The following is a 12,432-nucleotide window of genomic DNA, read 5'->3' as shown; positions in this document are numbered from 1 at the left end:
TGGTAACGCTAGATAGGTTATCGCGTTCACCTTATTGATAATTAGTAGCAAGGTAAATAATTTCAGTTTATGCTATAAAAAACTCTAACAACAAGTGATTATTATGATCAAAGTTTGCTTTCTCAGTATATTGCTTTTTTTCATTCCAACTTTTTTAATTAGCGCGGCGGTTGATTATAATCCTTGGCAAGAAATAAGAAAGCAACGAATTGAACAACTATTACCAAACGCATTAAAAGCTGCTGGTGTTGATGCATGGTTAATTGTTTGTCGAGAGAATAACAATGACCCTTTAGCAGATCATATTGGCTGTGAAAATTCAGGTGCTACCGCAGCCTTTTTATTTTATCTAGATAACGTTGGCTTTCATTCCCTAGCTTTTTCTCCTTCAAGTGAGTCAACGGCTTTAGATGATCTTAATATTTTGCAAAAAGTTATTTCTGTACCTCGCAATAAATCGGCTATTGCCCACGTTGCTAAGTTTATAAAAGACAAAAACTTTAAAGCTATCGCTATTAACTCATCATACGGTAATGCTCAAGCAGATGGGTTAAGTTATACCCAGCGCAAATCACTCGAAAATGCACTAGGTGACAATTTTACCGCTAGGTTAGTCTCTGCTGATAACGTTGTTTACAACTGGCTGTCTATAAAATTACCGCAAGAAGTCGATATTATGAGGGAAGCAGCAAGGCTAACCGCGCAATGGCAAATTGAGGCATATCAACACGTTATTCCTGGAAAAACAACTGATGCAGATGTAGCTGCTTTTTTGAAAGCAAAGATGAAGCAACATGGTGTTAAAGACGCGTGGGCGCCAGATCAAAATCCTAATGTAAACTCTGGTCCTGATCGCGGGCACTCTCACGCAACCGACAAAATTATTATGCCAGGTGATGTTATTCAAATAGATTTTGGCATTAAGCTATTTAACCGTTGGGTGAGTGACATTCAACGTTTTGCTTATGTATTAAAAGACGATGAGTTAGCAGCTCCGAAAGACATTCAACATTATTGGGAGAGTGCCAAAGCAGGAGGGCAGGCGGCCTTTAAGGCAATGAAACCAGGTGCGAAAGGAATAGAGGTTGATTCTGCACAGTCAGTACTGATGAAACTGAATGGCTCAGAACATGTTATGTGGAGTACTGGCCACCCCGTAGGTTATGTTGCACACGATACTGGCCCTAATTTAGGTGGTTCACGGTCTCCTTCAGTTAGGCCCAGTGCGCAAAAACAACTTAGGGCAGGTATGGTTTTCGCCTTTGATGGTTTTCATAGCTGGAAAAGAACAGATGGCACAATTAAAACCATTTCTGTTGAAGAAATGGCAGTTATCACTGAAAGCGGGGCAAAGTATTTGATTCCTCCCCAGCAAGAGTTAATACTCATACCGTCAAAATAACAGTTGATGTCAAAGCCACCTCAAGATGCTGAAATTCGGCTCTGAGGTTTGGCTATAAAGTAGAGTAGTGCCGAATTCTACTAGAGTAAGTTAGTGTCGCTAACAATAATCTCAGTTGTTGGCAGCAGGGCATCTGCGACTATGTGGCTATCGCCACCATACTCATAGTGACCCCAAGTAACGACAGTAAGATCTTTTTTTAATGCAGCAAAAGCATTATTGGTTGCATAGATGTCGACAATATTAGTGAGCGCAATTGCACTGCTATCACCCCCTGAGTTTGGCTGCCCCCATGTGGTAACTGAACTATCGGTTTTTAACGCAGCAAAGGCATCTATTGTTGAATACACCTTAACTGTATGCGTTAAATCTACAGCAGAGCTGTCGCCGCCACGCGTGCTGGCGCCCCAAGTTATTACGCTACCCGCTTGGTTTAGTGCGGCAAATGCAAACGCATTAGCATATATGGCTGTAATATTATTTAGTGTGACGTTACTACTATCACCACCATTGTTTTTATCTCCCCATGTTACTACTGAGCCATCGGTTTTTAGCGCTGCGAATGCTGAGTTGGTAGCATAAACGTTGGTGACATTATTTAAAGGGAGATCGCCAGCGTTGCCGCCAAAATTAATGTCACCCCAAGTCGCTATTGAGCTATCTGTTTTTAAGAAAGCAAAAGCTAAGGGATTGGAAAAAATCTCATCTACATTGTCTATCAGTATGGGTTCATTGCTAGGTAAAATACCTTCACCCCAGATGATAACTGAACCATCGGCTTGGTGTGCTGCAAAGGCTGTATGTGTAGCGTGTATATCTTTCACATTTTCTAGGGTGATTTTACTACTATCTCCCCCTCGATCAGCATTCCCCCAAGTTATCACTGAACCATCGTTTTTTAATGCAGCGAAAGCTGAAGCGTTTGAATAAATATGCGCGATATTATTGAGCTTAACCGCGCTACTATCACCGCCATAGGCAGCGCTACCCCAAGTAACGACCGTGCCATCTTTTTTAAGGGCTGCAAACGCATAATCAGTAGAAAAAATTGCTTTTACATTGGTAAGTGAAGGGCTGACGCTCTCAGATGTTGGCTGTAATCCCCAGCTAACAACTGAGCCATCATTTTTCAGTGCAGCGAATCCACCGTCATTAGGAAAAATTTTGCTGATATTTGTTAGAACTTTATCGGCACTATTACCACCGATGGAGTCTTTACCCCAAGTAACAACCGTGCCATCACTTTTTAGTGCAGCAAAAGCTCTAACGTTAGCGTAAATATGAGTAACATAGCTTTTATAGACCGACTCTATTGTTTGATAAGCACTGCCCAGTAAATTAGCATTGTTATTGGCAGTGACATCAAAGCGTATTTTTTTATCCAAATCATCAAACGCTAACCGATAACTGTTGCTAGTAGATAGGCTTTGGCCGTCGATTGACCAATTATATTTATTCATTGAAGGTAAGCACTTATTACAGTCTATAGTTGCTGTTAGTGTTCCTCCTTCAACCCATTCTCCGGTAATGTTAATTGCAGTTATGGTCGCGGCAGCTGACGTTGGCTCAGCTTTGTCACTTGCACTTTTGCTACCGCCACACCCAGTAATTAAAATAAAGCTAAATAAGACCGCTAAATATCTTGTTTTGAAAATCATTTTTAATTCCCTTTATTGCTTTTAATCATCGCTCGTGAAATTGTATAGGAAAAACGAGATTAAAAGAATGTCTGCATTAACTAAATACCCGTTAGCTAGTAAGCCTTCACTTCAAACAGGTCTTATTAAGGGCGAGCAACAGTAAAAGGTTTTTAAATGAGCCTTGTTCAATTACCACTTATCCTTATTTCTTTCCGTTTAGCACCTAAACAACCATTATACGAAGATATCAGTAAGATATTGGTGTGTTTATTTTACAGAGACAAAAATATGAAAAAAGTATTGATATTAATAGTTTCTCTAGCCTTTACATCAGTAATTTGGGCGAACGAGTTTATTGTCCCTTCATTGGTGTCTATTCCTGGGGGAACATTTTTGATGGGAAGTGACGAAGAAATGGAGGTAACAGTAAAACATTCGCCTCAGCATAGAGTCACCGTAAAACCCTTTTTACTTTCCAAATATGAAGTGACAGTGAAAGAGTTTAGCGCATTTATCGCTGATACAGGTCATCAAACCAGCAGTGAATGTTGGCAATGGAGTGGCGGCTCTTCTCCTTTAGCAAAACAAGATGGAAGTTGGCAGTCATCGTTTAATGCCCCAAGTGAGTTTCATCCTGTCATGTGTATTAGTTATAACGATGCTACTGCTTATGTGACTTGGTTATCTAAAAAAACAGGTTTTAAATTTCGCTTATTATCAGAAGCTGAATGGGAGTATGCAGCACGGGCAGGCTCAACTACCAACTATTTTTTTGGCAATGATATTACTCAGCTGTGTGACTTTGCTAATGTGTTTGATCAATCAGCGAAAAAAGCGTTTAAACGAGACTTAGACGTTGATTGGGATGGTGTTAATTGTGATGATAATGCTGAATATACCGCTATTGTAGGCCAATATAAGCCTAATGCGTTTGGCCTATATGACATGATAGGAAATGTCGGAGAGTTGGTGAGCGATTGTGAACATCGTGATTATAGCGATGCGCCTAACGATGGCACCCCTTGGCTTGAAGATTGTTATGATGGGCGATGGTTTGGCATTATCAGTGTGAGTGCAGATCATGATATGTTTATCCATCGTGGCGGCAGTTATGGCTACCCCGCTTGGGCAATGAGTCTATATGTAAGACATCATGTTGGTAAAGATAACACCAGCAGCATGGGGGAAGGTTTTAGAATAGCCTTAGACAGTAATGTGAAAAATAACGAACTTGTCAGTCAGCCTTTAGTAAGTACCCAATTGTTTGTTAAAGAGCTCGCACGTGCCACGTTAGAACCATAGCCTTTTTTATAAGTACTGGTTGTGCCAAAAGTACAAAGCGAATTAAGGTATTCAACCGAACATCGTGACATAATACTTGGCACCAACGTTTTTCCCTTTTTGATTCTATAGTTGTAAATATTATAATGGATAAGCATGCTCACCATGTGAATTTTGTGCCTCGTAGCCGCTATTTTTGGATGCTGCACTGTACCTTTTTGTTCATCTACTCAATTCCTCAACTCGTTCGATTTAGGTTCAACAGCCCAGAAACAGCGAACTACTATCTTGTGGAAGGAGCAATAAGCCTATTAATATTTACTGCCATAGTATTGTGTTTTCGCTGGATATATATAACACGATCTTGGGTCAACTACAGTATTACTAAACAAGTATTGTTAGCTTTACTCATGCTATTACTAATGACCCCATTATTCATAGCTATGTTGTCGATACTTATGTTTCCATTTTTTATGTTCGATATGCTCAATACTCATTTGGTTGAAGTCGGTGATGTTTCTTTTAATATCAATAACCGAGGTGTTGATGTGCATGCTAGTGGCTATGTTAGAACCCCTTTTACTCATTATTTTCCTTTAGGGCTTTTTTCTTTTAATAAATTGATGAGTACAATGTTTGCGTTATTATTTTGGCTGATGTTATATAGTGCTGGTAGCATAAATCGGCGAATTAAGCAGGCTGAATTAGACTATTTACAACTGCAGAACAACCTGAAAGATGCACAATTACTTGGCTTATCTAACCAACTCAATCCTCATTTTTTATTTAATAGTTTAAATAATATTCGCTTTATGATTCATGAAAATCAACAAAAAGCAGATGATTTAGTGGTGTCGTTAGCTGAAATTTTACGTTATTCACTAGTGCGCGGTCAGCAAGAGAAAATCTCACTTGATGAAGAGTTAGCTATTGTTCAGCAATATATTGAAATTGTTAGTTTACAGTTAGAAAGTAGGTTGGACTTTCGATTGAAAGTGTCATTAACAAACACACAGGTGTTGGTCCCTCCTATGCTAATACAGTTGCTGATTGAAAACGCAATCAAACACGGCATAGATAATATAAAGCATCAGTCTCAACTGAATTTAGACATATCTCAAGTAGCTCAGCAAGTCGTTATAAAAGTGAACAACCCGATAGCTAAGATCCTTAATGAAACAACAGGAACAGGTATAGGTTTAGCAAATATTAAGCAACGATTATTGCTGTTATATGGCGATCGCGCAACGTTAGTAACAGCACACAAAGCAGCGACCTTCTATGCAACAATCACACTACCATATGAACAAATTTAGGAGCGGGAACATTGAAAGCGATTGTTATTGAAGACTCCAGATTAGCAAGAGAAGGGTTGGCGCGTATGCTAGGAGCATTTGCCGAAATAAATGTGCTAGGTTTGGCCGCTAATGTAAGTGATGCTTTGCTGCTTATTCAACAACATACACCAGACGTATTGTTTTTAGATATTCATATGCCAGAAGAGAATGCCTTTGATTTACTCTCACAATTGAACTACCAACCTAAAATAATTTTTACGACAGCTTATTCAGAATATGCGGTTCAGTCATTTGAATATAATACTATTGATTACTTGTTAAAACCTATCAGCCAATCTCGGTTGGGTAGAGCCATTGAAAAATTATCACAAGCGAATCATATTGATGATGTTGTTACTGAGCCACCATTAACAATGGACAGTAGAATTCTGGTTAAAGAGGGTGAAAACTGCCAGTTAGTGCCGTTAAAATCTATTGATTTAATTGAAAGTTGCAAAAATTATGTGAGGTTATTTTGGCAGGAAGATGCAACAAAATTGAGCCAAAAAGCATTTATAAAAAAATCACTTAACCAAATTGAAGAAAGATTACCAAGCAACGAATTTTTTCGAACCAACAGACAGTTTATTATAAACTTACAAAGTATTTTAAAGATTGAAGAGAACATTACTGATGGTTTTGATATTTTACTAAACAATGGGCGTTTAATTGAGGTGTCACGCAGAAATGCAGTAAAGTTAAAAGCGTTATTGTCTTTGTGATTTTGGCAATATTCTGTAATTGAAAGCGGTATATAAATAAAAGAATGTTTACAGCAACTAAATAGCGCCCAGCAAAATGACCATGACAGGTTTATTGTCAATCATGGTCATTTGCAAAAAAATGGTTTATTAATCAGGGATAAAATTTTGAAACAGAGCCTGCCCCCATTATATTATTGATAAGTAGATTAAGTTGCCCTTGATCAATAGTGCTGCATGAAAGCATTTCGTCACATGATTTACCTAGTATTCTAGTGCCTGTAGCTACTGCTCCTTTTTGAGGATACGTATTTTTTAAACTAGCAATTTGTACATCGAACATGCTATGTAAATTAGCAGTGACCGTTATTACTTCAATATCATCATCTTTATGAGGAGGTAAACTTTTACGCTGTTCTGATATCGATGCTTTTTTCTGAGGTGCGGTTTCTATTTTTTTTGTTGGCAATGGTTTGTCTGATAATAGCCTATGCAATTTGGGGTAGTTATTGACTGTAAGATTGTTAGAGTTTTTTATAAATTGGATAAATGAACTCGAGTTCTTATGATTAGCTTTATAGGCCTTAGTTAACCATTTATCCGATTTACTAAAGTCTTGTTCATGAAAGTCTTCTTTATAAAAAATAACGCTTAAAACAAATGCGGCTTCGGAACTACCAGCCCTTGCTGCTTTTTCTAAATACTTTATTCCTTTGGCAATATCTTTATATTTTTCATTGTTTAAATAAATCATGGCAGCCTTATGCTGCCCTGTTACAGAGCCATACTTAGCAGCCATCTTATATTGCTTAAACGCTTTGCTAAAATCTTTTTTGGTTCCATGGCCATTTAGATATAAATCACCCAATGTGGTCATGGCATCCGCGTAACCAGATTTAGAGTATTTTTTATAATCTTTAAAGTATTGTTTACATTGCTTTGACTGACAAGCAGGCACTTCTAATGAAAAACTACTGAAACTATATACGGTAATAAATATGATGATTAACATCCGTATTAAATGATTAAACATACTGAATATCCTTATTTTATATTAAATATCATTGCGAATTATAAGCTTAAACGTTGAAGCGCTCATTTAAGATAATACTCTGGTTGGCTCAAAAAACAAGCAATTGTTGTTGTATTATAATACAGATGGTAGTAAATATTAAACAATGGCAACCATGGTAGTTCAGTAAAGCATGTTGTGATCCTTGAACGGGCATCATACGTATATTCAGTTTTACTGGAGGATTATTATGACAGAGCTAACCTTTGAGCAGGACACTGTTATTGATAAAATAACAACGGATAAACGTAACTTATTACATGTTTTTAATGTAATCAGAGACAACGGAGTAAAGGTTAATCAAGGTTATGAGTTACAAGGAATCAAGGCCTGGCATGACTTCGACGGCTATCAGTGCTGGCTTTCATACCATGACTTAACCGTAACGTTACTTTTTCACAACAAGTATCAGTTTGATTATAGTCATGATGATACGGTGGCTAACTTTACTAAACTAGTCGATAACATTTTAAAAAAATATTGATAGTTAGGAAATAATAATTTGATCAAACAACCACTTGCTGGGGTCGTTTTTGACCTAGATAACACACTCGTCTCGTCTTCTTTAAACTTTACTCAAATTAAAGCAGCGGTTGGCTGTCCGCTTGAAGTTGATGTACTTTCCTTTATTGACCAACTTCCACAAAAGCAGCAATGCCTTGCTAAACAAGTGGTTAATGATTATGAGATGGCCGACGCACATCATGCCACAAAACTTGCCGGTGCTGATAAAGTACTCGCTTTGCTTAGTCGCTTGAATATACCGTATGCTATTGTTACACGTAATAATAAAGTAGCGGGATCATTGAAGCTCAAGAACAATAACCTAAATGTTGATCTGTTATTAACTCGGGAAGATTTCAAGGCAAAACCTGCACCTGATGCATTGCTATATTTAGCACAGCATTGGTCTATTCCTGCAAATCAGATATTGTGTGTGGGGGACTTTTTGTATGACATTCTAATGGCAAATAATGCACAAACCCAGTCTTGTTTAGTGAGCTACGGTCAAACATTAGAGTATGCAAATTTGGCGACGTTTGTCGTTGATGATCTCAATGCCTTGAGTGATATTATTGAACAGACACACAAACCTATCAATATAACGATTAAAGATACCCTCACACACCATGAACAAAGTTAATCCTAAAGTGTTGCTCAACAGCAAGTGGACCAAAGTTGAAATTAATAATAAAGAAAAACATTTTATCATCACTAAGGTGGTCTTTGATGAAAACCAGAGGGTAGTGGAATGCGTGATTGAAGCAGCGATGACTAACAATGAGTATGCAATTAACTGGCGTGACTTGAAAGACAGTACCCAGTGGTTAATGGGGTGGCAGTAATTCTATTAGAAGTGCTGAAGTACTATAGCTAAACCTAGCTCTTCAGAACACTATAGCAAGCAACATTATCTGTCGGCTTGTTGCACGCTTTGAATACAGCGGTTTTTAGCTAAAACAAAGGTGGTATCGGCGAATAACGGTAAAGTTTTTATGCCATGCTCTGTTAGCCGTTGAAAGTACTGTATAAAGTGTCGTGTTTGTTCAGCATTCATTAGCTCATCTTGCGTTGCTTTCTTTCTAGCAGCAAGAGATACCGCTAATTTTTGTTCTTGCTCTAATCGCCATTGATATACGTAATCAAATGTTGGTGCTTGTAAGGTAATCCAATAATCGAAGCATTGATAGAGAGGCTGATAATAGCTTGCTAATTGTTGATTAACGTAATTTCGCCATATTCCTTCACTGTCGTTGTTCCTTTCTAGCGCATTAATTGGCTGACTAAGTTGAGCTTGTTTCTGAGCGGGCACGCCCCAACACCAACCCTCTAAAATAACGATATCAGCAGGTTGGTCAATACATTGCCACTGTGTTTTAGAGTAGGGGTTGTCTGTTGCTTTATTAAATTGAGGAATGACAACATTGGATTTTTTTTCTTTGAGTTGCGCTATCACTGATGATAATAACGAGGTGTTATGTGTGCCAGGCACCCCGCGTGTTTTCAACATAGGGTGGATCTGAGTAGCTAACTGATCTCGTTCACTTTTAGCAAAATAAAAATCATCTAATGACATCACCACAACATTTAACGCATGCACACGTGACAGGTAATCTGCAATATAGGCTGACAAGGTAGATTTCCCGCTTCCTTGGCAACCATTAACACCAACAAAAAAAGGTGAGTTGCTTGAATCAAATAGATTGAATAACCGGTGAGCTAAGGGCTGATAATACGCCTTAATTACCCGGTTAAAATCATCTGGTAATACATGCCTGTCGATAAAGGTTTGCATCATTCTTTGCCATGCCATTGGTATAAAGTAATTCGAGCGATATCATCAATGGTGAATAAAACCGCAATGTGACAATTTATCTCAATAACAACTTCTGCTAATGTTCATCAGTAGCACAAGCGCCATTGCCATTATCGCCAAAGGTAAATGACTGGGTATTTATTCCGCTGCTGTTTAGTGCTGCATTAGCTGGCAGTGCTTCATTACCCGCGAGTAAATAAAGCACTTTTTGTCCTTGCTTGGCTAACTCAATTGCATGTTGATAATTAATTAGAATGCTAGACTTTACCGATTGTGGAAATTTTTCAGCGTCTCGGCGAACATACTCAATTAGCTCAGGGTTAACGTCATCATCATAAAAAACAGCATCGGCAAATTGCATGGTGCGATGGGCGCTTAAGGTTATGTTGTCTGGGTTACCGTCTTTGCTATGAATAAATACAATTTCTCCGCAAGGTGGAGCGATTTCTTGTTTAATACTGGCAATTAATTGCTGTTCTGCTTGTTGTTGTTTGCCATTGAGTATGGCTTGTCCTATTGGCCCTCTCAGGGTGTTCTCCCAAAAACTGCGTCTATTGCGTAATCCTTTAACGCGTGCTTTAACATGATCACGAAACTTAAAAGAAAAGTCAGCGAGCTTGCCGTAGGCCTGTGGTAATGTTTTTTCAATTTGCTCACGTAACATACGTATCAAAATAGGCGAGCTACCAGAGCTTGATAAGGCAATAATCATCGGGCTTCTATCAATAATTGCTGGCGTGATATAGGTGCACAGATCGGGTTGATCTACTACGTTGGTCAGTATATTAAGTGGTGTCGCTTCTTGATAAATAGCCTTGTTTACCAACATGTCGTCAGTGGCTGCAATCACCAAGTTAATTGTAGAAAAATGTCCCGCCTGATAATTATGCTTTAACCAGGTTAACTGATGTAAGTTAATTAACCGCTCAACACTAGCACACACCGTTTCACTCATAACGGTAATTTGGGTGGTCGACTTTAATAATAATTCAATTTTACGAGTGGCTACTTCTCCGCCACCAATCACCATAGCTGAGAGTTTATTTGCATCGAGAAAAACAGGAAAATATTTCATTTTTAACTTTAAATAAGGCAATTATCAGATAGGTTAATTTTATCATAAGTTAGCAAAAAAGATTATCTCAAAATTGATTAACAACGTTTTAATCAAAGTACCAATTTAAAAGCATCAAACGAAATGTAAACAACAATCATTATCACTTGCAATAAGGGCTTGTTAGTATTATTATTGCAAACAATATTGATTATCATTTGAGTTTTTATTGTCCTTATGAAAAAACTAGTAATACCAACCGTTATTTTTTGCGCATTTTTCTTAAATAACAGCGCACTTGCTGCCACACAATCTGAGTTAGAAATTGCATTTGAAAAGCAACAAAAGCAACTGCAATCTATTGAAAAACAATTAGCCGATTTAAAAGCTAGCCCTATTAAAGAAATTGACCATAACACCTCAGTAGTAAAACAAAGTGCTACGAGCAAAAAGAATTGGGAAATTAACTCTTACGGTAGTTTGCTTTATAAAAGTGAAGATGTTTATCAAAATACTCAAGACACAAATCCTGAACGAAGAGCTAGTACAGACTTAGAGCGCGTAGTACTGGAATTTGTTTATGATTTTGATCCGAAGTGGCAAGTAGAAATTGAACTGGAATATGAACACGGTGGTACAGGCACAACACTAGAATATGATGGTTTTGAAGAATTTGGTGAGTTTGAAACTGAAGTGGAAGCAGGTGGTGAGGTTATTGTTGAAAAAATGCAGGTTAAATACACGGCTAATGATTATTTTACTGTAAAAATGGGGCATATATTTGTTCCTGTTGGTTTGGGCACTGATTTGCATAAACCAACTCAATACTTTTCAACACAACGTTATTGGAGTGAAGTAACCCTTATCCCTCAAGTTTGGCATGAAACAGGTATTAATTTAATCAGTAAATGGCATAACTTTACCGCTCAAACGTTAATCACCACAGGATTAAATTCAGAGTATTTTCGAACCTATAACTGGGTTGCTACTGGTCATCAACGACGATTTGAAAGTGTGAATGCTGATGATTTAGCTCTCACACTTCGTTTAGATTACGGAGATATTAAAGCTGGGAAAGGTATTGGTATTAGTTACTATACAGGTGACACTAAAGGTAACCGTAACAATAACTCTAAAGTTGAAGGTGATGGTAACTTAAGAATTTTTGGTGTTCATGGTGCCTATAGCTATGAAAGCTGGTTAATACGTGGGCAATATTTATTTGGCACGTTAGACGATAGTGAAGCCATCACTACAGCCAATAAAACCACACCCGGTTTAAAGCCGGGCAACTTTTCACAATTGGGGAGTGAAGCAGAATCATCATTCGTCGAGCTATCATACAACAGTCAACATCTTTTTAATTTAAGCAAGCCATTATACTTCTATAGCATTTATGAGTATGCAAACCCCATTAAAAAAGTTGAACAAGGCATAGCAACTGAGCGTTTTAACCTCGAATCTGTTGCCTTTGGCGTGAATTATTACCCTATAGAAAATATCGTATTAAAAGCTGAACTGGGTCAACAAATGCATGCATTAGATACCTTAGATGATAACAACAGTTTTAGCTTATCTATGGGTTATTTCTTTTCAATATAAACACAATTAATTCAAATTAAGTAAGG

General features: G+C 37.8%; 12 protein-coding genes. 8 read left to right on the top strand and 4 right to left on the bottom strand.

Translation table 11 applies throughout. From position 1 onward, the window contains the following. The first annotated feature begins 103 nt into the window (after positions 1-103). On the top strand, positions 104-1,402 hold the full coding sequence (locus tag ABXG98_RS11275; protein WP_353538784.1) for a M24 family metallopeptidase: 1,299 nt from the start codon (positions 104-106) through the stop codon (positions 1,400-1,402). An 80-nt stretch (positions 1,403-1,482) separates the two neighbouring features. Here the strand turns inward: ABXG98_RS11275 and ABXG98_RS11270 are convergent, their stop codons facing one another. Next, positions 1,483-3,060, bottom strand: coding sequence for an RCC1 domain-containing protein (locus tag ABXG98_RS11270; RefSeq protein ID WP_353538783.1), 1,578 nt, complete (start codon positions 3,058-3,060; stop codon positions 1,483-1,485). A gap of 156 nt (positions 3,061-3,216) precedes the next feature. Between ABXG98_RS11270 and ABXG98_RS11265 the strand changes: the two genes are divergently transcribed. From ABXG98_RS11265 to ABXG98_RS11255, 3 genes are all read left to right on the top strand, one after another. Then, the gene (locus ABXG98_RS11265; protein WP_353538782.1) at positions 3,217-4,344 is read left to right on the top strand and encodes a formylglycine-generating enzyme family protein; all 1,128 of its coding nucleotides are present in this window, start codon (positions 3,217-3,219) and stop codon (positions 4,342-4,344) included. Positions 4,345-4,745: 401 nt separating this feature from the next. Continuing rightward, a complete protein-coding gene (locus ABXG98_RS11260; protein ID WP_353538781.1) occupies positions 4,746-5,639 on the top strand; it encodes a sensor histidine kinase in 894 nt (297 codons plus the stop codon). A gap of 11 nt (positions 5,640-5,650) precedes the next feature. Then, on the top strand, positions 5,651-6,382 hold the full coding sequence (locus ABXG98_RS11255) for a LytR/AlgR family response regulator transcription factor (protein WP_353538780.1): 732 nt from the start codon (positions 5,651-5,653) through the stop codon (positions 6,380-6,382). A 133-nt stretch (positions 6,383-6,515) separates the two neighbouring features. Here ABXG98_RS11255 and ABXG98_RS11250 read toward each other — a convergent pair whose 3' ends face one another. After that, positions 6,516-7,394: a tetratricopeptide repeat protein gene (locus tag ABXG98_RS11250; RefSeq protein ID WP_353538779.1), complete on the bottom strand. Its 879-nt coding sequence runs from the start codon at positions 7,392-7,394 to the stop codon at positions 6,516-6,518. 229 nt (positions 7,395-7,623) lie between these two features. Here ABXG98_RS11250 and ABXG98_RS11245 point away from each other — a divergent pair, with 229 nt between their 5' ends. From ABXG98_RS11245 to ABXG98_RS11235, 3 genes are read left to right on the top strand one after another with little or no spacing between them, the layout of a single operon-like run. Next, a complete protein-coding gene (locus tag ABXG98_RS11245; protein WP_353538778.1) occupies positions 7,624-7,917 on the top strand; it encodes a DUF3081 family protein in 294 nt (97 codons plus the stop codon). Between the two features lie 18 nt (positions 7,918-7,935). Further along, positions 7,936-8,577 (top strand): HAD family hydrolase, encoded by a 642-nt coding sequence (locus ABXG98_RS11240; protein WP_353538777.1) that lies wholly within the window; start codon positions 7,936-7,938, stop codon positions 8,575-8,577. Continuing rightward, positions 8,564-8,779 (top strand): TIGR02450 family Trp-rich protein, encoded by a 216-nt coding sequence (locus ABXG98_RS11235; RefSeq protein WP_353538776.1) that lies wholly within the window; start codon positions 8,564-8,566, stop codon positions 8,777-8,779. Before ABXG98_RS11240 ends, ABXG98_RS11235 begins: the two co-directional genes overlap by 14 nt. 65 nt (positions 8,780-8,844) lie before the next feature. Here ABXG98_RS11235 and ABXG98_RS11230 read toward each other — a convergent pair whose 3' ends face one another. Both ABXG98_RS11230 and ABXG98_RS11225 read right to left on the bottom strand, forming a co-directional pair. Further along, on the bottom strand, positions 8,845-9,732 hold the full coding sequence (locus ABXG98_RS11230; protein ID WP_353538775.1) for a kinase: 888 nt from the start codon (positions 9,730-9,732) through the stop codon (positions 8,845-8,847). A gap of 94 nt (positions 9,733-9,826) precedes the next feature. Continuing rightward, a complete protein-coding gene (locus ABXG98_RS11225; RefSeq protein ID WP_353538774.1) occupies positions 9,827-10,825 on the bottom strand; it encodes an NAD(P)-dependent oxidoreductase in 999 nt (332 codons plus the stop codon). Between the two features lie 216 nt (positions 10,826-11,041). Between ABXG98_RS11225 and ABXG98_RS11220 the strand changes: the two genes are divergently transcribed. Further along, positions 11,042-12,406: an OmpH/Skp family outer membrane protein gene (locus tag ABXG98_RS11220; RefSeq protein ID WP_353538773.1), complete on the top strand. Its 1,365-nt coding sequence runs from the start codon at positions 11,042-11,044 to the stop codon at positions 12,404-12,406. Positions 12,407-12,432 lie beyond the last annotated feature (26 nt).

The sequence above is a fragment of the Colwellia sp. KU-HH00111 genome, from assembly GCF_040362745.1.
Classification (GTDB): domain Bacteria; phylum Pseudomonadota; class Gammaproteobacteria; order Enterobacterales; family Alteromonadaceae; genus Colwellia.
Note: the sequence above shows the minus strand (reverse complement) of the source record. Positions and strands in the feature narration are given on the sequence as shown.